The sequence below is a fragment of the Streptomyces sp. UG1 genome, from assembly GCF_049974585.1.
GTDB lineage: Bacteria > Actinomycetota > Actinomycetes > Streptomycetales > Streptomycetaceae > Streptomyces.
This window is the reverse complement of the sequence record NZ_JBNGGG010000036.1, coordinates 107,900-127,397: the sequence shown is the minus strand read 5'-3', so window position 1 is coordinate 127,397 and position 19,498 is coordinate 107,900. Positions and strand designations below refer to the sequence as shown.

Below are 19,498 nucleotides of genomic sequence, written 5' to 3'. Positions count from 1 at the left end.
AGGAGTGGCCTGTTCAGCGGTTCAGGGGCGCGTAGTCGAACCAGTCGAAGTGGACGGTGCCTTCGGCGGCGTACATGCCGATGACCCGGCCGGTGAAGCCGCCGGCGACCTCGGTCGACAGGTAGCGGCCGTCGAGGGTCGCGAGATCGGTGAGCGTGCCGTTGGGTTGTTCGATGCCGAAGCAGACGGTGTCGGGTCCGGTGCACGGTCCGTGCGGAGGCGGTGGGTCCGTGATGGTGACGGCGAGGATCAGTGGCCCGGCGGGCACGGAGCGTTCGGCCACGACCGTGCGCAGGGTGCCGACGCGCGCGATCACCCGTACGTCCGTCCCGGACGCCTCGATCGCGTAGTGGTGCCGTTCGTCCAGCCGGACGGCGAGGCCGCCGCGCCCCTGCTCCGGGTCGACCAGGGTGCGTGCCCGGCAGGTGAGGTGCTGCTGGCGGCGGCCGGTGAACACGACGTCAGACTGATCAAGGGAGCCGCCCCGCGCGCGGAGCGTCAGCCATCCGGGCCGCTCCTTGGTGGTGCAGAGCTCGGCGGGGCGGTCCCGCACGGAGATCCAGGCGGGCCCGAGTTCGCTGAGCTCGAAGTCGTCGCGCCGTTCCTCGGCGGGGGCGGGGGAGAGCGGCCAGGGGAGCGCGGACAGGTCCAAGGTGACCTCGCCGACGACCGGCCAGCCGTCCTCCCAGGTCACGGGAGCGAGGAAGGTTTCGCGGCCGAGCACGTGCCAGCCGGGCGTGCCGCCGCGCGGCCGTACCCCGAGGAAGGCCATCCACCACGAGCCGTCGGGGCCCTGGACCAGGTCGGCGTGGCCGGTGTTCTGCACGGGGTGGTCGGTGCCGCGGTGGGTGAGGATCGGGTTGGCCGGGCACGGCTCGAACGGGCCGGTCGGCGTACGGCCGCGGGCGATCGACACGCCGTGGCCGCGCTCGGTGCCGCCCTCGGCGATGAGCAGGTACCAGTAGTCGCCGATCCGGTACAGGTGCGGCGCCTCCGGAGCCTTGGCGCCGGGACCGCCGGACCAGAGCCTGTGCGGCGTCCCGTACGTCTGTCCGGTGGACGGGTCGAGGCGGACCTGCGCGACCCCGGCGACGGTGCACCAGCAGGTGCCGTCCTCGTCCCAGGCCAGGTCGGGGTCGATACCGGGCACGCCTGGCGCCCGGATGGGATCCGACCACGGTCCGGCGGGGTCGGTCGCGGTGACGATCAGGTTGCCGCCGCCCTCGCTGCAGTTGGTGACGATCAGCCAGAAACGGCCGTCGTGATGGCGCAGGGTGGGGGCGTAGATCCCGCCGGACGACGGCATGTCGGCCGGCAGACGCAACTGCTCCGGCCGGTCCAGTACGTTGCCGATCTGCCGCCAGTGCACCAGGTCACGGCTGTGGAAGAGGGGTACGCCGGGGAAGTACTCGAAGCTGGAGCAGGCGAGGTAGTACTCGTCGCCGACCCGGCAGATGCTCGGGTCGGGATGGAACCCGGGCAGCACGGGGTTGGCGGCGCGGGCGGGCCGGTTCTGAGCGGGCACCCTTGGTCGTCCTTTCGTCGGGCGGGCGGCAGGGTCGGCGTTCAGGGAGCGTCCGGTTCCGTGCGGGTGATGCGCAGCAGCGTCGCGGAGGGCGCGGTGGGCAGGGTCACGGTGAGGTCGGCGGTGTCCGGGTTCCAGACGGCAACAGCCTCACGTCCGGCGGGGTACAGCACCTCGACACGGGCTGCGCCGCCGTCCGTGCGTTCAGGCAGCCGGAGGGTGGTGGTGGCCGCACCGCCCGGGCGGCGCCAGACGGTGAGATAGGTGGTGGCGGGGGTGTGCAGGGCGAGGGCGATCCAAGGGGCGTCCCAGGCGGGCAGGCCGAGTGGCCAGGACGGCACGGCTTGCGGCAGGTCGGCGCGGATGGCCTTGTACGCGGCTACCGCCTCGTGGACCAGGGCGCGGGCCTCGGGCCCCAGCTCCTGGAGGCGGCCAGAGAGGTGGATGCGGCCGAGGAGGGCGTTCGCCATGGTGAAGGCGACCTCGTCGAGGGAGTCCTCCGGCTGCGGGTAGGCCCACACGGCGCCCTGTTCGGGGGTGGCGGCGGTGGGCGCGGAGGCCGCGATGGGCGCGTAGTGGTGCAGGTTCTGCTGGTCGCTGGTGGACTGCAACTGCAGCCGGGACAGCAGGGCGTGGTCCCAGCGCATCCCGCCGGAGGCGCAGTTCTCCACCACCAGGTGCGGGTAGCGGTCGAGGATGCCGTCGAGCCAGTCGAGGTGGGCGCGGTTGTGGCCGAGCAGGCCGGCGCCCGGGGTTTCGCCGGGGTGGGCGCTGGTGCCGGAGCCGGGGTCGATGTTGTGGTCGAGTTTGAGGTAGCCGACGCCCCATTCGCCGACCAGGCGGTCCACGACCTGGTCCAGGTGGGCGCGGGCCGCGGGGTGGCGCAGGTCCAGGTGGTGCCGGCCGGTCTCCGTGACGCGGACGCCGTCGCGGCGGAAGAACGCCTCGTCGGGCAGGGATTTGGCCATGGGGCTGTGGACGCCGATGACTTCCGGCTCCAGCCACAGGCCGGGCACCATGCCGCGGTCGCGGATACGGTCCAGCACCTCGTGGATCCCCTTCTCGCCGGGGAAGCGTGAGGCGGCCGGCTCCCAGGCGCCGACACTGGTCCACCAGCCGCCGTCATCGTCGTCGTACCAGCCCGCGTCGATGACGAAGTACTCGGCGCCGGCCTCGGCCGCCGCGTCGATCAGCGGCAGCAGCTTGTCGGTGGTGGGGTCGCCCATCAGGCAGTTCATGTAGTCGTTGAAGATGACGGGCAGATCGCGGTGGTCGGGGTGCGGGCGGCGGTGGGCGCGGCGGTAGCGGGTCAGCGCGGCGAACGCGGCGTCGGGGCCGCCGTCGGCGCTGAAGGACAGGGCCACGGGTACGGTGCGGAAGTCGGCGCCGGGCTGAAGGGGGTGCCGCCAGCCGTGGTGGGTGTCGGTGGGCCCGAACAGCGCTGCGTAGGTCGCATGGTCGTGCTCTTGGCACTCCCAGTGCCAGCCGCCGCCGTTGTGCTCGATCTGCCACAGCCAGGTGCGGCCGGTGCGCCGGTCCGTCAGGCCGCCCATGGGCAGGTGTCCGCAAGTGGACCAGGTGTCCTGTCCGTTCAGGGCGAAGCCGGCCTTGCCGTGCCCGTACTCCACGCGTCCGCTGAGGGCTGGTGTGGTCCGGCGCATGGGCTGTCGCCGCCAGCGGCATTCGGCGAGCCAGTCGTTGTCCGCCCACAGCAGGTCGGCGGCGTCGACGGCCACCGGGTCCCGCGGGGTGAGGCAGCCCACCGCGAGCGAGCTGACCGACTCCAGGTGCAGCGTGGAGGCCCCTTCGTTGCGCAGGGTGACCTCGCTGCGCAGCACGGGGATACCGTCCGGCGACCGGTAGGTCACCTCCGCGACCAGCCCGGTCTCCGGGTCGTGGAGATGCACGGTCAACGTGTGCCAGTCGCCGTCGCGGGCCGCGTGGTGGGCCCGGTGGCGCAGCCGCCCGCCGAGAGCGGTCCCGATCAGGCGGCTGCCCGACCAGCCGCGGCCGTGACCCACGGCCGTCACCTCCACCAGAGGCAGGGACGCACCGGGGTCGCCGCCCGCTTCGCCGGGCAGTCCGAGATGCGTCAGGCGGGCGCTGCCGTCATCGTCGAGGACGAAGTCGAGTTGCAGCGCCTCGTGACCCCAGCGGAAGCTCCGCTGTCCGTTTTCCATGGTGTCCTTTTCCAGGTCAGTGGCCGCGCGGGACCGCGCAGCCGCCGGGCGGCAGTTCGTGGACGGTGGTGCCGGTGAGCAGATCGTGGGCGGGCTCCGGCAGGGGCACGATGTGCTTCTCGGGGTTCCCCGCCGCTGTGGAGGGTGTCGAAGCGCTTCACCTGGAGGGGAAGTTAACGGACATGTTTCGTGTAAAACAAGAGCCCTGATGCGAGGAGAGCTTATTTGCACTGGTCCATTGACAGGATGTCAGTGGAAACAACCGCGTCGATGCGCTTCGACAAATGGGCGTCGGCGTGGGGGTCAGTGCCGGGCGAACTGAAGCCCGGTCGGTTGCGCGACGTCAGGCCGCAGCGCGATCCCGGTGACCGTCAGTCGTTCTCCGTAGATGTCCGTGACCCTGATCGAGCTGCCGCACCCGCTGCCGTCGGCGGAGAGGAAGTAGTTGTATTCCGTGCGGGGCAACTGCCGCCAGCCGCCGCCGGTCCTGACCTCCAGACGCGCGACAGGATTGCGGTGGCCGATCGCCTGGATGCCGCACCAGTAGCGGCTGGACCCGGTCTTGTACCTGATGGACATGGTCTCGGATGTGTCGGGGCTCAGCAGTTGCCAGGTGATCGGGATCCGGCCGACCTTGAGATCGGCGAGCTTGGCGAAGGCTTCTTGGCTGAGGTCGAGTTGCCCGGGTGCGCAGGGCAGGGGGCATTCGTTGGTGATCCGTACGGTGATCGACTTGCCGTTGGCCGCGCGGACGAGCACGTACGCGCCGCATGCCCTGGACGTCTCGTAGTCGGTGGTGTTCATGGCCGCGATCATGAGGTCGGGACTCGGGCCGAACAGGCAGGCGCCGTTGCCGTCCTCGGCCTCGTAGGCGGTGGCGACCCCGGTGTAGGTGGTACCGGGTCGAATCCGCCCTGCCGACGGTGCCGTCGTGGACGCCGTTCGCGGGGACCGCGGGGCGCCTGTGGCCGACGGTCGTGCCGGCGCGGTGGTCGCGGTGGCCGTCGGACTCGAGCTGCGGGTCGCGGTCGGTGTCCCCGACGCGGTCGGGGTGCTCGTCTCGGGCGGGTTGGTGGTCCTCACCTGGGTGGTGGCGACGGGTGTTGCGGCGGCGGGCCCAGCCTCTTCCTTCCGGTCGGGGAGCAACCCCATGACCAGGTAAGCCAGAACGCCCGCGGCGGTCACCGCCACCGTGCTGCCCAGCATGAGCCTACGTCTGCGCCTGCGCTGCCTCGCGGCCTGCCTCGTTGTCGTCATCACCCGTCCGTTCGGAAGATCGTGCCGATGGTGCACTGTTGAGTGACCGCGCGAGGCGAAAAGGTTGCCGTCGATTTCTGACTGAGCACTGTGCAGCGCGGTCCGCGCCGCCAACGCAGACATCCCATAAATGACAGGTGTATCAGCCAAGACTGCAGACAAACATCTAGATTCTGTGGCTTATCTCTTGACGGTGATGGGATGTAAAGGCAGTCTCCCTCCCGCTCCCGGCGCCAGCGATACGCGGCGGACCACCTGCAACCCCCCTCGGAAGGTCGCATGAAACTCCAACAACGAAGCTGGATTCGAGTCGCCGGTACGGCCGTCGCCGTCCTCGTCGGCACAGGCTCGGTCACTGCGCCGCCCGCGTCCGCCGCCACGCCGGGGAGTTGGACCTCGGTCCAGCCCGGTGTCGCACAGACCGGCTGTGACGGCGTGCGCGCCACCGTGGCTCTGGACGCGAACGGCGCCCTCTCGCTCGGCGCGACCTGGAACTGCCGCCAGGCCCTGATACCCGCTCCGATCGGGCTGGTGACCAGCCAGGCCGACTTCACCACCGGACTGGAGTTCGTCAGACGCACGGATACGCCCATCTCGTACAACTACGAGGTCAAAGCGGGGAAGTCCCGCGACCGGACGCGGTCCGCGACCGAGACGAGGCTGGTGTTCGCGAAGGGCTCCGCGCAGATGACCGTGCACGTCCGCACGTCCGCGGACGGAATGGCGCTGCGCTACGAGCTGCCGTCGGGTGCGACGGTGCTGAGAGAGGCGACGTCGTTCCAACTGCCGGCCGACGCCCAGCTGTCCCGGCAGGTGTTCAGTCCCGATCACGAGCGGGGCTATGTGACCTCTGCGGTCGCCGACGTCCCGACGGGCTCCTACGACATGGGCATGTTCGCCCAACAGGCCAACGGTGCGCGGGTGCTGCTCGCCGAGTCCGGTGTGGACGGCGGCTATTCGGGTGGCCGGTTCACCCACACCCAGGGCACCGGCCGGTTCACCGTCGCGCTGGCCGACGCGCAGATCGTGCGATCCGGCGCGTTCACCACGGCGTGGCGCACCGCCGCCATCGGCAGCACGGCGACGGTCGTGGAGTCCACGCTGGTCGACGACGTCGCGCCCGCGTCGAAGATCTCCGACACCTCGTGGATCAAGCCGGGTGTCGCCGCGTGGCCGTGGCTGGACGGCATGTGGGACACCCAGCGCGACCTGACCAAGCTCAAGCAGTGGGCCGACTACGCCTCCTCGCAGGGCTGGCCCTATCTTCTGGTGGACGACGGGTGGAAGGTCAACGAGGCGATCATTTCCGAGCTCGTGACCTACGCCCGCGAGCGCGGCGTGCGGATCATGCTCTGGTATCACTGGCAGGACCTGGACACCGCCGCCGAGCGGGAAGCCGAGTTCACCAAGATCACCGGGTGGGGTGTCGTCGGCGTCAAGATGGACTTCATGGGTTCCGAGACCCAGGCCCGTCAGCAGTGGTACGACGCGGCCCTGGCCGACACCGCCCGCTACAGGCTGATGGTCGATCTGCACGGCTCGCGCCTGTCCGTCGGTGTCCACCGCACCTGGCCGCACGTGCTGACCAATGAGGCCGTCCGCGGCGAGGAATACCCCGGCGGCCGGGACATCGGGCACGTGGCCGCGCTGCCGTTCACTCGCGGCGTACTGGGCCCGGCCGACTACTCGCCGATGAGCTTCCAGCAGTCCAACCCGAACAGCGACGCCGCCGAACTCGCCCTCGGCGTACTCCTGGACAGCGGCATCATGCTGCCCGGCAGCCGCATCTCGGACTACCAGGCCCGGCCCGAGGCACAGCGCTGGCTGCGCATGCTGCCGACCGTGTGGGACGAGACGAAGTACGTCTCGGGCGACCCGCTCACCGGAGGGGTCATCGCGCGCCGCAACGGCGACCGGTGGTTCGTCGGGGCTGTACGGCGCGGCGGCGCCACCACCATCAGCTACCCGACCGCGTTCCTCGGCTCCGGTACCTGGCACGCGGAGATCACCACCGACGGCTCCAATGGTCTGACCCGCACCAGCAAGGTCATCCAGGCCGGTGACACGCTCAGCATCCCGGCGGTCGCGGGCGGCGGCCATGTGGTCAGGCTGACCAAGGCCGTGGCCCTCCCGACCGGGAACCGCACGGTGACCATCGCCGGCAGCAGCCACGTACTCGACGTGAAGGGCGCAAGCCTCGCGAACGACGCCGAGATCATCCGCTGGCCCGGCACCGGCGGCACCAACCAGCGCTTCGCTTTCGTGCCCCTCGACGACGGATACACGCGGATCGTCAACCAGGCGAGCGGCAAGGACGTCGTCACCAGGTGGGCCTCCCGCGACGCGGGCGCGAAGGCCATCCAGTACCCGTACGAAGCCAACGCGAACACCAACGACGAATGGCTGGCGGAAGACGCGGGCAACGGCCGTATCCGGCTCCTCAACCGCCACAGCGGTCTCTACCTCACCGCGGGCAGCGCCCAGGGCGACCAGTTGGAGCAACGCCCGTTCGACGGCACCGACCACCAGATGTTCACCGTCTCCTGACGTCGCTGGACGAGACAGCCGTTCAGCAGTAGCGCACTCCGAGAGTCCCGGCCCGCTGGTAGGCGATCCACCCCGGGCCGGGAGCCCGCACGACCAAGATCTACTTCCGCGGCAGACCCTAGTCCCTCACGATGCGCCACCGGTTGTCGGCCGTGCCATCGTCCGAGTCCTGGACTGCGAACGCACCCACAGCGGTGGAGTTGTTCGCGATGGCGAGCAACTTGCCGCTGTGCTCGTTGCGGATCTTGTAGGTCCCGTCTCCCTGGTCGAGCAGCGTCCATCTGTGGTCGGCGGTGCCGTTGTCCGACCACTGCAGGACGGTCGCGTCGTCTGCCGTGGACATGTTCAAGACGCCGAGCACCTTGCCGCTGTGGGCGTTGCGGAAGCGGACCGCGTTCCCGTCGGTGATCATTTGCCAGTTGTGGTCGGCGGTACCCGAGTCGTGCCACTGCAGAGCGCGGCCACCGTCGGCCGTGGACATGTTCTGGATGCCCAGCACGAGACCGCTGCCCACGTTGGCGAGACGGACGGTGTCGCTGGTGTTCCAGTAGACGGTGTAGTTGTGGCCGTGCGCGTCGTGGAACGGGCCCAGGTTGACGGTGGAGCCGTTGGCGGTGGCGGTGAAGGCGAGCGAACTGCTGCTGGTCCGTGCGATCGAGGACGTCTTCAGCGAAGGCAGGGAACTGAGCGAGGAGTTGCCGTAGTTGCCGGACAGGACCACGGGGCCGTAGGTGATCGCGGTGACGTTCGGGTTGTCGTTGGCCGCTCGCATGATGACCCGCATGGGCAGGCGGACGGTGACTCTGTCGCCGGAGGTCCAGGAGCGGGTCAGGGTGGCGTAGCTGCCGGGGGTGGTGTTGATGTTCTGCGCGACGCCGTTGACGCTGACGGTGGCCCCGGTGGTCCAGCTCGGGATGCGGATGCGCATCGCCCAGGTCCCACTGACATTGCCGGTGACCTGCAAGGTCGTGGTGTCGCTGACGGGGTAGGTCGTGGTCTGGGTGACCGTGATTCCGCGCTCCGACCAGTTGAGCACCGAGGGCACGAACAGGTTCACGATCAGCGTGTTGTCGCTGCGGAAGTAGATGGAGTCCATCAGTCTGGTGTGCATCTCCAGGCCCGTGCCCTGGCAGCACCAGAAGGTGCCGTAGTCGGTGCTCCAGGTGCCGCCGCCCCAGGCGGGGCCCACACCGCGTCGGCCTCCCGGGTTGAGCGGGGTGAAGTAGGTGACGTGGCCGTGGTTGTCGGCCGGGTTCTGCTGGCCGATCATCTGGTTCAGCCACGCCCGCTCGTAGTAGTCGAACAGCGCGACCCGGTTCGGGTCCAGCGCGAACAGCTCCCGGGTGAGGGTGAGCATGTTGAAGGTGTTGCAGCTTTCGCACGTGTCCTGTTTCAGGTAGCCGGCGATGGCGTTCGGGGCGCGGAAGTGCTCCGCCTGGCTGTTGCCGCCGATGGCATAGGTGTGCGAGGTGACGCACATGTTCCAGGCGTTGGTGGCGATGTCCCGGTAGCGGGTCGTGCCGGTGGCCTTGTACTCCCGGGCGGCCCCGATCCACTTGGGTACCTGGGTGTTGGCGTGCAGTCCGTTGAGCTGGTCCAGGCCGGACGCCAGGGGGTCGAACACCGCGGCGTGGTCGAACCGCCGGGCGACGGTGAGCCACCGTGCGTCGCCTGTCTGCTGGTAGAGATCGGTCAGCACGGTGTTCATGCCGCCGAACTCGGTTTGCAGCATGGCCTGCATCTGCTGGCCGCTCAGCCGGCCGGTGCGCCAGTCGACCCATCCCGCCAGGGCGAGCAGCACGTCCCGGGCCTGTGTGCTGCCGATGTGACGCCATACGTCGAGCAGGCCGGCGAGGGTCTTGTGGATGGTGTAGTACGGCACGTTGCCGTTGCTCAGGGTCCGCTGCTCGAGAGCGGTGAAGTCGGACTCGGGGTAGCCGGAGAGATATCCGGCGTTGAAGCCGGCGGCGCTGTTGTTGGCCTGGCATTTGGCCAACTCCGCAACCATGTGGGTTGCCTTGTCCCGGCAGGTGGTGTCCCCGGTCACGGCGTACAGCTGTGCCCATGCCGTGAGGAAGTGCCCTTGGGAGTGGGTGCGGAAGGGGAACGTCGGCGCCTCCCAGCCGCCGGTGGCAGCCGCGCCGTTGGTGGACAGCCGGTGGTTGGCACGGAAGTTGTACAGCAGCCGGTCGACATCGACGAACCGCAGGTAGTTCTGCGTACGGTTCTGGTTGTCCAGCCACCGGCTCGCGGTGAGCCGGACCTGGCCGAGTTCGAAGGGGTGCGCGGAGACCCCCATATCGGCCCGCGCGGGAGGAACAGCCGCGGCGTGGGCGGGAGATGCGCCGATGAAGGAGCCGGTGGCAGAGGCTGCGGCGGTGGCCCCGGCTACTTGCAGGAGGCGCCGTCTGCTGAGGGAGGAAGACATCTTGCACCTTTCGATGACGAGAGAGCGATTGCTTGGTCGTTGGTGTGTCGGCTCATGTGTCCGGCGGTCGGGTGCAACACGTCATGGGCCTGTGTGCCGCCGATGCGGCGCCATCGGATGTCCTTGCACGGTCCTACACCTTGCCGCTGCGGACGCAGGTGATGGTGTGGTAGCCGTCCGCTGTGGACTGGAAGGCCCAGTGCTGGTTCGATTTGCCGGTGCCGGGCCACTGGATCACGGCGGCGCCGTCCGCGTTCGACGCACGGCAGACGTCGGCGACCTTGCGCTGCGCGCGCTGACGCACGTGTAGGCCGTGAACGTGGTCCCGTTGAGGCTGTAGGAGAACCGGCTGACCCCGTTCACGTCCCATGAGGTGCGCAGCCACACGGCGTTCTGGGTGATCTCGGGCCCGTTGGTCAGGGTGCCGCCGGCGTTGTGCGCGATCGTGGTGGTGGTGCCGGGGCGCCGGACACCCAGCCCGATGTAGGTGGCCGCGTAGTGGCACAGTCCGGCGTGCTGGCCGTCGGCGAGGCCGGCCAGTTCGAGGCGTGCGGTCACCGTCGCGCCGCCCGCCGTGCGCAGCACTCGTTGGGTGAGGGTGTTGCCGGCCTTGGTGAGGTTGTCGGCCGCCAGGGGTGCGAACGCCTTCAGCCGCAGGTAGCCGGGGCGTTCGGTCAGCGACCAATGGTCCGCGCGCGGCTGGTAGTGCCACTCCCACTGCGGCCCCAGGCGGGTGTCGGTGAACAGGTCGCTGGTGACCACGGGGGCAGGGCGTCGACCGGCAGACCGGGCGTGCCGCCGGCGGGCACCTGGCCGGTCCACGCCATGGTGCCGATGCCGTCCGCCCAGGTCACGGGCAGCAGGGACAGCACGCGCCCCTCCCAGCCGTCGGTGCCGTGATGCGTCACCCAATACCAGGCGCCGCTGGGAGCCTGCACCAGCCCGCCCTGGTTGGGCTCGCGGTCCACCGAGGTGTTGACGTGCAGCAACTGCCTGGTCTCGAACGGGCCGTAGATGCTGGAGCCGCGGTTCATCATGAGCACCCGGCCCTCGGATTTCACCTCGCTGAACAGGTGGTAGTAGACACCGTCGATCTTGTACAGCTTGCTGGCCCACCGGGGCCGGGCCGACCAGCGACTTGCCGTCCTCGGACAGCTTGTACAGGTGGATCTTGTAGTTGTCCGAGTAGTGCGTGGTGACCAGGTAGCCCTGCCCGTCGTCCTCCCAGAACGGGCACACGTCGCTCCAGCCGGAGCCTTCGTCGGGCGTGTTGAAGTACAGCCAGTACCGCCCCAGTTGGTGGCGGAGGGCCCCGGCCCACACACCGCGGCCGTAGCGGTTCATCCGGTCCCAGTTCAGCTCCGGTCCGATGCGGGTGACGTCGTCGACCGAGCCGCCGAGCGTGCGCCAGTTGACCAGGTCCTTCGAGTGCAGGACGGCCATGCCGGGTGAGTATCCGAACGTGCTGGTGATGCCGTAGTAGTCGGAGCCGACCCGGATGCAGTCCCAGTCGCTGAGGTCGGCCGGGAGGATCGGGTTGGCGTAGGTGCCGTCGCCCTGGTCACCCCAGGTGCCGGCCGGAGGCGTGGCTGCCGCGGCCGTGCTCGGTGGCAGCAGGCCCGGCGACACGAGCGCCCCGGCGCCGACCGCGGCGAGCCGGCCGAGCTGTCGTCTGGTGATGTCCACGATCTGTCTTTCGTCGGAAGTCATCGCATGTATGGGCGGTTTCGGCTCGAGACACCGTCCAGCGCAGATACCGGGACGGCCCGGAGAGCCGGGAGTACGGCTCCCGCTCCCGACTCGGGTGATGGTGTTGTCGCTGATGCCGAGGCAGCGGCTCGACTGCTGTGTCCAGGCGAGGAGTTGGAGAACGTCAGCGTGTTCGACGAACCCCTTGCCAGGGAGATCGCGACCGAGACGGTGCCCGGTGTGGTCCAGGAGCCGGTCGACGGGAAGGAAACCGTGGCCTGCCGGCCGTTGACCTGGAGGATGGGCGGACCAGGAGGTCTCTGCACAGGCGTTTCGCGCCTGGAAAGCGCGCGGTTCGGGGCATGGGGGGTTCCTTCCGGAGGCGGGACCGCTCTCGCACCGCGAATGACCGATATTCCGAACGCCGGTCGAATTGCCGGACACGGTCGCGCCGAACGTAAAGGGCGCCCCGTACAGAAGTCAACGTGTGCGACGGTACGGCTTTTTCGTTGTCCGGGCGGCACGAAATGCGCCTAGACGGAACTCGTCGGAAACATTGACGGAACCTCGCCGCAAATCTATCTTCTGCTCGAAGTGTCGCACGTTGTTCGCAATTTCGAACAATCACGTCTCTCGCCACGGCGATCGGCCAAGCGGACGGGCCGTGCCCGGAGGAAGAGTTGAACAGAACCGTAAGAACGCTGCTCGCCCTGCTGGGCCCCCTGCTGCTGCTCCTGCTGGGCGTACCCGCCCTTCAGGGCACCGCCTCGGCCGCCGCCCCACCGGCCGGGCAGGCCACGCGGTACACGATGACCGCGTTCACCAACAGCAGTGAGTCGAACATGTACGTGTACGACTCGCCGGACGCCACCGGATTCACGCTGCGGAAGGGTCCCGCCTACACCCCGCCGTCCGGTCTGATCCGGGACCCCAGCATCTTCAAGCACACCGACGGCTTCTACTACCTCACTTACACCACCAACTGGACCGGGAACACGATCGGTTTCGCGCGGAGCAGCGACCGGGTGAACTGGACGTTCCTGTACAACCACACGATCCCGATCAGCGGGCTGACCCGCACCTGGGCGCCCGAGTGGTTCATCGACACCGACGGCAGCGTCAACGTCATCGTGTCCCTGACGTCGGCGAGCACCGCCACCCACTTCACCGCCTACAAGCTCACGGCGACCAACTCCGCGCTGACCGCCTGGTCCGCGCCCACCCAGCTGTCCGGTATCGGCCCGAACTACATCGACACCTTCATCGTCAAGGTCGGCTCCACGTACCACGCGTTCACCAAGAACGAGACGACGAAGTACATCGAGTACGCCACCGCCTCCAGCCTCACCGGCCCCTACACCATGCGGAAGACGGGCAACTGGGCCGGATTCGGCGACTGGGTCGAGGGCCCGGCCCTGGTCCAGCTCGACAACGGCGGCTGGCGCATCTACTACGACGGCTACCGCGCCGGGAAGTACTGGTACAGCGACAGCCACGACAACTTCGCCACCTGGTCCACGCCCACCGAGGTGCCCGGGCTGTCCGGCTTCATACGCCACGCCACCGTGCTGAAGGAGACGGTCCCCGGCGGTGTCACCCTGCCCACCGACACCACCAGGTCGCTGCGGTCCGTCAACTTCCCCGACCGGTACGCCGTGGTGCGCTCCGACAGCCTCGGCTACATCGACCCGGTGAACTCCTCCAGCAGCACCGCCGTCAAGCAGAGCGCCACCTTCACCGTCGTGCCCGGCCTCGCCGACGCCAACTGCTACTCCTTCCGCGACTCCTCCGGCCGCTATCTGCGCCACTGGGACTTCCGGATCCGCTTCGACAGCGGCAACGGCAGCGACATCTTCGACAAGGACGCCACCTACTGCGCCCGCCCCGGCACCGCATCCGGTTCCGTCCGCCTGGAGTCGTACAACTACCCCGGCCGCTACCTGCGCCACTACAACTACGCACTGCGCGTGGATCCCTACCAGAACACCGACACCTTCCGAGCCGACAGCTCCTTCACGGTGGTCAGCCCCTGGGTCTGACCCACCCGCCCCCTGCCGCGCCGTCGCGGAACCCACCCACGGCGGCGCGGCTTTCGTCGGTACAGCCGTTCCAGCACAGGGACATGTCACTCGGCCAGGCATCCGCGCCGCCGCGCATCGACAGCCCGCACAGCCTCCAACGAGCCAACCAGAACCGCTCACTCAAGGATGACGAGGTCCCCATGCACAGACGAAGTTTCAGCCGCAGACACCTGTCTGTGGTGCTCGCCGCCACGAGCGCGGCCCTGGTCTCGTTGGCGACGATGCTCGTCGCCACCCCGGCTCAGGCAGCCACCAGCGGCGCCCTGCGTGGTGACGGTTCCGGCCGGTGTCTCGACGTGCCGGGCGCCGGCCAGACCGACGGCACCGAACTGCACATCTGGGACTGCCACGGTGGGACCAACCAGCAGTGGACGCTGACGGACGACAACCAGCTGACCGTGTACGGCAACAAGTGCCTGGATGTCCCGGGCCACGCCACCACGGCCGGTACCCGGCCGGTGATCTGGGCCTGCAACGGCGGTACCAACCAGCAGTGGCGGGTGAACGCCGACGGCACGATCGTCGCCGTGGAGTCCGGGCTGTGCCTGGACGTCTCGGGCGGCGCCACGGCCAACGGCACGGCGGTGCAGCTCTGGAACTGCAACGGCGGCAACAACCAGAAGTGGACCGGCCTGTCCGGGACGCCCAACTCGTGCTCTCTTCCGTCGACGTACCGGTGGACCTCGACCGGCCCGCTGGCGCAGCCGTCGAACGGGTGGTACTCGCTGAAGGACTTCACCACCGTGACGTACAACGGCAAGCACCTGGTCTACGCGACGAACGCCACGGAACCGGGATGGCGCTCGATGATGTTCAGTCCCTTCACGAACTGGTCCGACATGGCCTCGGCCACCCAGACCCAGATGAGCCAGCTCGCGGTGGCGCCCAGACTGTTCTACTTCGCGCCCAAGGACATCTGGGTGCTGATCTCGAACGGGTGGGGTACCAACTGGAAATTCACCTACCGCACCTCCAGCGACCCCACCAACGCCAATAGCTGGTCCGCGCCGCAGGAGCTGTTCAACGGCGACCTCCCCGTAGGCGGCCCGATCGACCCGACCATCATCGGCGACGGCCAGAACATGCACCTGTTCTTCGCCAATGACAAGGGCAGCATCTTCAAGTCGACCATGCCGATCGGGAACTTCCCGAGCAGCTACGGCTCGTCGTACACGACGGTCATGAGCGACACGGAGGACAGACTGTTCGAGGCGGTAGAGGTCTACAAGGTCCAGGGCCAGAACCAGTACCTCATGATCGTCGAGGCAAAGGGTGCGAACGGGCGCTACTTCCGCTCGTTCACCGCCTCCAGCCTGAACGGTCCGTGGACCGAGCAGGCCGGCAGCGAGAGCAACCCCTTCGCGGGCAAGGCCAACAGCGGCGCCACCTGGACCAACGACATCAGCCACGGTGACCTGATCCGCAACAACCCTGACCAGACCATGACCATCGACCCCTGCAACCTGCAGTTCCTCTACCAGGGCAGGGACCCCAACGCGAACAACCCCGACTACCTGAAGCTGCCGTACCGGCCGGCCCTGCTCACCCTGCAGCGCTGACCCGCGGGCACACGACCAGAAGCTTGTGACCGTGCCTGTCGGGCACGGTCACAAGCGGCTTCCGCCCTGTCTCCCAGGAAGGCCCCCCATGGTTCCCATACACAGACGACTGCTGCGTCTCCTCACAGCCACCGCGCTGACGCTCACCGCCTGCGTCACCGCCTCCGCCGGCACGACCGCCGAGGCCGCGCCGGGCAGCCCGGCGCTCACCCCGCCGCTGGGGTGGAACAGCTGGAACAGCTTCGGGTGCGGGATCACCGAGGCGCAGGTGCGCCAGGCCGCCGACGCGATGGTTTCCTCGGGCATGAAGGACGCGGGCTACCAGTACGTCGTCGTCGACGACTGCTGGTTCGACCCGCAGCGCGACGCGGCAGGCAACCTCCGCGCCAACCCGACCAAGTTCCCCAGTGGCATGAAGGCGCTCGGGGACTACATCCACAGCAAGGGCCTGAAGTTCGGCATCTACCAGGCGCCCAACGAGGTCACGTGCGCGCAGGGCGTGGGCACCTACCCCGGCCGCACGGGCAGCAAGGACCATGAGGCCCAGGACGCCGCCACGTTCGCCTCGTGGGGTGTGGACTATCTCAAGTACGACTGGTGCTCCGGCAGCGGCACCCTCAGCGAGCAGGTCGCACGGTTCACCATCATGCGCGACGCCCTGCGTGCCACGGGGCGGCCGATCGTCTACAGCATCAACTCCAACAGCTTCCACGCCCCCACCGGCGACAAGTACAACTGGGGCGAGGTCGCCGACCTGTGGCGGACGACCGAGGATCTGCTCGACATCTGGCAGAACAACAACACCAACAGCTATCCGATGGGTGTCGGCAACGTCCTGGACGTCACCGCGCCGCTGGCGGCGCAGTCGGGACCGGGCCACTGGAACGACCCGGACATGCTGGTCGTCGGCCGTCCGGGGCTGTCCCTGACCGAGTCCCGTTCCCATTTCGCTCTGTGGTCGCTGCTGGGTGCCCCGCTCATGGCCGGCAATGACATCCGCACCATGTCCGCCGATGTGAGCGCGATCCTGCGCAATCCGCGTCTGCTGGCGGTGAACCAGGACTCGCTGGGTGCGGGCGGGCGCAGGGTGCGTGACGACGGGAACACCGAGGTGTTCGCCAAGCCTCTCGCGGACGGCTCGGTCGCGGTGGGCCTGCTCAACCGGGGAGGGAGCACCACGACGATCAGCACCACGGCCGCGCAGGTCGGCCTGTCCGGCGGGCCGTTCACCCTGACGGATCTGTGGACCGGCGGTACGTCCAGCACGTCCGGTCAGATCTCGGCGAGTGTTCCCGCGCACGGTGTCGCCGTGTTCAAGATGACCGGTGGCAGCCCGCTGGACTCCACCACCGCACGCTTGCGCGGTACCGGGTCCGGCCGCTGTCTGGACGTGGAAGGCGCCTCCACCGCGGCCGGGACGGCGACGCTGATCTGGGACTGCCACACGGCCGCCAACCAGCTGTGGACCACGTGGGCCGGAGGCGAGATCCGTGTCTACGGCGACAAGTGCCTGGACGCCTCCGGCCAGGGCACCACCAACGGCACGCCGGTCATCATCTGGCCCTGCAACGGCCAGAACAACCAGAAGTGGACCATGCAGGCCGACGGCTCGATCCGCAACGTCCACGCCGGGCTGTGCCTCGACGCCGAACAGGCAGGAACCGCCAACGGGACCCGGGCCATCCTGTGGACCTGCAACGGCCAGAACAACCAGAAGTGGACCACGCTCCCGTAACCCACCGCCCCTACCACCGCGCAGGAAGACGCCCGATCGGTTGAGGGCAGTCCCACGACAGCAGGCCAAGCTGCGGGGACTGCCCCTCCGGCCTTCAGCCTCTTCGTGGCGCAGCCGCTTGTCATCGCGGTGCGAGGGTCACAGCGCTGCGAAGGTCCACAGCAGGTTGGTGCTGCTGCCGTACGTCCACTGCTTGGTGACGGAGCCCGAGTCGACGTCGCCGCCACCGTCGAGGACCAGTCCGGTGGTGCGGTTGGCGATCGAGTAGCTGTCGCCGCCCCGGTGGGTGATCGTCCACTGCTGGTTGGTGCCACCGTTCCAGGGCGCCTGCCGGGCGGCGGAGCCGTCGGCGGTGGCGCCCCAGCCGTCGGCGACCATGCCGTTCGTACGGTTCACCAGCCGGTAGTAGCCGCCTGCGAGCGCCTCCGCATGCCACTGGAGGTTGGTGCTGCCGTCCCAGGTCCACTGCTTGAGGTTGGACCCGGAGGCGACGTTGCCGCCGCTGTCCAGGGCGAGGCCGTTGGTGACGTTGCTGATCCGGAAGTACGTCGCGGGGTTGAACTGCACCCTCAGTGAGGTGATCCGGTCGTTGTTGCCGGTGACTCTGAGGTCGGGGTTGTCGGCGGTGAAGGTCCAGGAGGTGCCGGTGAAGTTGTCTCCGGAGTAGCCGATCACCTGGTAGCCGGGGGCCGGGCGGAGGGAGGAGAGGGTGCGCGCGCCCAGTCCGGCCGCGGTCAGGTCGGCCGCGGTGTGGTCGCCGACGGGGAGCAGGGCGTACTCGCCGGTGTAGTCGACGTCCCGGAAGCCGATGGCGCCGGCGAGCGGCCGCAGGCCCGGGATCGTGCCGGAGAACGAGAGCCTCAGGACGTAGGCGCCCGCACTGTACGGCGCGGAGGACGGCAGGGTGACCGTGAGGCCGGAGGAGTTCTGCGTCGGTGCGGGCAGGTCGATGTAGGTGCCCGCGGTGGAGCCGAGGAGCTTCACCGAGGTCAGCGACGAGAGGTTGATCCGGTCCGAGCTCAGAGTCTTGATCGTCAGCGAACTGCCCGGCCAGCCCAGGACGGTGGCGTACAGGACGCTGTTGGCCTTGTTGCGGGTGAAGCGGATGTCCTGCGGCGTGCCGGCGTGCGGGGTGGTGAACGAGCCGCCGCCCATCTTCGTCGGGCCCTCGCCGTACGCCGTCCAGGCGCGGGTCGCGTACAACGACTCGCCGAAGCGCTTCAGATGGTCTCCGATGCCCAGCAGGATGTCCTTCTGCGCCTGCGGAATGGCGCCGTCGGCCATCGGCGCGATGTTCAGCAGCATGTTGCCGTTCTTGCTGACCCGGTCGATGAACGAGTGCAGCATCTGCTGGATGCTGTAGTAGCCGATGCCTTGCGTGTAGCACCAACTGCTGCTGGAGATGCTGTCGTCGGTCAGCCAGTACGGGGTGGTGATGTCGGCGGGACCGCCGCGCTCGAAGTCGAAGACCTCGCCCTTGCCGTGCATGCCGTCCTTGTACGTGGTGACGACCTCACGGCCCCAGTTGTTGGCCTGGTTGTAGTAGTACGCCAGGAAGTTGAGGCGCTGTTGCTCGTCGACCTCGTCCAGGTTGAAGTCCTGCCACAGGATGTCGGGCTGGGCGCGGTCGATGACTTCCTTCAGCTTGTCGAACCAGAGCTGGTTCTCCGCGGCCGGCCCCAACTGCCCGTAGAGCTTCTTGAGGCTCGGGTCCGTCTGGGCGGGGGCGTACTGGTAGAAGCCGGTGAAGTTGTACGCGTGGTGCATGGCCACCAACAGCTTCAGGCCCTTCGCACGGATGGCCGTGGAGAAGAGCCCCAACAGGTCCAGGCCTGGTCCCTTCTTCACCGAGTTCCACTCGTTGACCTGGCTGTCCCACATGGAGAAGCCGTCATGGTGCTCGGCGACCGGACCCGCGAACCTGGCGCCGGCGTCGACGAAAAGCTGCACCCACTCGTCGGGGTCGAACTTCCCGCCGGCCGACTTCAGCTTCGGCGCGAACTTCACCAAGTTGCCCGCCGGGTCCTGAGCGCCGTTGATGAAGTTGTGGTACGGCCATGCTGCTGGCTGGCCGTAGGTCGCGATGTGGTGCCGGTTGGCGTTGCTGCCCGCCTGGTACATATTGCGCGGGTACCACTCGTTGTCGTAAGCGGGGACGCTGAAGGCGCCCCAGTGGAAGTAGATTCCGAACTTCGCGTCCTGGAACCACTCCGGGGCCGGTGGGTGCTGGTCGACCGAGTTCCAGTCCGGCGTGTACGTGCTGGGCGCCGCCTGCGCGACACCGGCACCGAACACACCTCCGGCGACAGCCGCCGCGGCCACGCAGGTGGCGCCGGCCAGGAACTGGCGTCTGTGCATCGAGCTCGACATGGACACATCCCTGGTACGAAAGGGGACAAGGGGAAGGCAGGGGAACGAAGACCGTTTCGCGGTTGCGTGTGTCTGGGGCGCCGCGTGTTACGCATGAAGGTCGGCCATGTCTCCCTGGGATGTCAAC

The 19,498-nt window shown here is 68.5% G+C and carries 12 protein-coding genes; 4 read left to right on the top strand and 8 right to left on the bottom strand.

Features of this window, described 5'->3' with window-relative positions; all coding sequences use genetic code 11:
• Positions 1-13 precede the first annotated feature (13 nt).
• The 3 genes from ACP4J3_RS34965 to ACP4J3_RS34955 all read right to left on the bottom strand — a co-directional run bounded on the left by ACP4J3_RS34965 (position 14) and on the right by ACP4J3_RS34955 (position 4,962).
• Positions 14-1,525, bottom strand: a complete 1,512-nt coding sequence (locus tag ACP4J3_RS34965) for a glycoside hydrolase family 43 protein (protein WP_426540326.1) — start codon at positions 1,523-1,525, stop codon at positions 14-16.
• A gap of 41 nt (positions 1,526-1,566) precedes the next feature.
• Positions 1,567-3,705, bottom strand: a complete 2,139-nt coding sequence (locus ACP4J3_RS34960; protein WP_426540325.1) for an alpha-galactosidase — start codon at positions 3,703-3,705, stop codon at positions 1,567-1,569.
• Positions 3,706-4,008: 303 nt separating this feature from the next.
• Positions 4,009-4,962 (bottom strand): expansin EXLX1 family cellulose-binding protein, encoded by a 954-nt coding sequence (locus tag ACP4J3_RS34955; protein ID WP_426540324.1) that lies wholly within the window; start codon positions 4,960-4,962, stop codon positions 4,009-4,011.
• A 279-nt stretch (positions 4,963-5,241) separates the two neighbouring features.
• On the opposite strand from ACP4J3_RS34955, the gene ACP4J3_RS34950 reads away from it, so the two are divergent.
• On the top strand, positions 5,242-7,509 hold the full coding sequence (locus ACP4J3_RS34950) for a glycoside hydrolase family 97 catalytic domain-containing protein (RefSeq protein WP_426540323.1): 2,268 nt from the start codon (positions 5,242-5,244) through the stop codon (positions 7,507-7,509).
• Between the two features lie 118 nt (positions 7,510-7,627).
• On the opposite strand, the gene ACP4J3_RS34945 is transcribed toward ACP4J3_RS34950, so the two are convergent.
• From ACP4J3_RS34945 to ACP4J3_RS34930, 4 genes are all read right to left on the bottom strand, one after another.
• Positions 7,628-9,937: a beta-L-arabinofuranosidase domain-containing protein gene (locus ACP4J3_RS34945; protein ID WP_426540322.1), complete on the bottom strand. Its 2,310-nt coding sequence runs from the start codon at positions 9,935-9,937 to the stop codon at positions 7,628-7,630.
• Positions 9,938-10,070: 133 nt separating this feature from the next.
• Positions 10,071-10,241, bottom strand: coding sequence for an RICIN domain-containing protein (locus ACP4J3_RS34940; protein ID WP_426540321.1), 171 nt, complete (start codon positions 10,239-10,241; stop codon positions 10,071-10,073).
• The gene (locus ACP4J3_RS34935; RefSeq protein WP_426540320.1) at positions 10,172-11,647 is read right to left on the bottom strand and encodes a family 43 glycosylhydrolase; all 1,476 of its coding nucleotides are present in this window, start codon (positions 11,645-11,647) and stop codon (positions 10,172-10,174) included. Before ACP4J3_RS34935 ends, ACP4J3_RS34940 begins: the two co-directional genes overlap by 70 nt.
• The gene (locus tag ACP4J3_RS34930) at positions 11,644-11,952 is read right to left on the bottom strand and encodes a hypothetical protein (protein ID WP_426540319.1); all 309 of its coding nucleotides are present in this window, start codon (positions 11,950-11,952) and stop codon (positions 11,644-11,646) included. Before ACP4J3_RS34930 ends, ACP4J3_RS34935 begins: the two co-directional genes overlap by 4 nt.
• A gap of 354 nt (positions 11,953-12,306) precedes the next feature.
• Between ACP4J3_RS34930 and ACP4J3_RS34925 the strand changes: the two genes are divergently transcribed.
• From ACP4J3_RS34925 to ACP4J3_RS34915, 3 genes are all read left to right on the top strand, one after another.
• Positions 12,307-13,665 carry a glycoside hydrolase family 43 protein gene (locus tag ACP4J3_RS34925; RefSeq protein ID WP_426540318.1) on the top strand — a complete coding sequence of 453 codons (1,359 nt, stop codon included), beginning with the start codon at positions 12,307-12,309 and terminating at the stop codon, positions 13,663-13,665.
• Between the two features lie 182 nt (positions 13,666-13,847).
• A complete protein-coding gene (locus ACP4J3_RS34920) occupies positions 13,848-15,266 on the top strand; it encodes a non-reducing end alpha-L-arabinofuranosidase family hydrolase (RefSeq protein ID WP_426540317.1) in 1,419 nt (472 codons plus the stop codon).
• Positions 15,267-15,354: 88 nt separating this feature from the next.
• Positions 15,355-17,001 carry a glycoside hydrolase family 27 protein gene (locus ACP4J3_RS34915; protein ID WP_426540316.1) on the top strand — a complete coding sequence of 549 codons (1,647 nt, stop codon included), beginning with the start codon at positions 15,355-15,357 and terminating at the stop codon, positions 16,999-17,001.
• Positions 17,002-17,139: 138 nt separating this feature from the next.
• Here ACP4J3_RS34915 and ACP4J3_RS34910 read toward each other — a convergent pair whose 3' ends face one another.
• On the bottom strand, positions 17,140-19,371 hold the full coding sequence (locus tag ACP4J3_RS34910) for an alpha-L-fucosidase (protein WP_426540315.1): 2,232 nt from the start codon (positions 19,369-19,371) through the stop codon (positions 17,140-17,142).
• Positions 19,372-19,498: the final 127 nt, after the last annotated feature.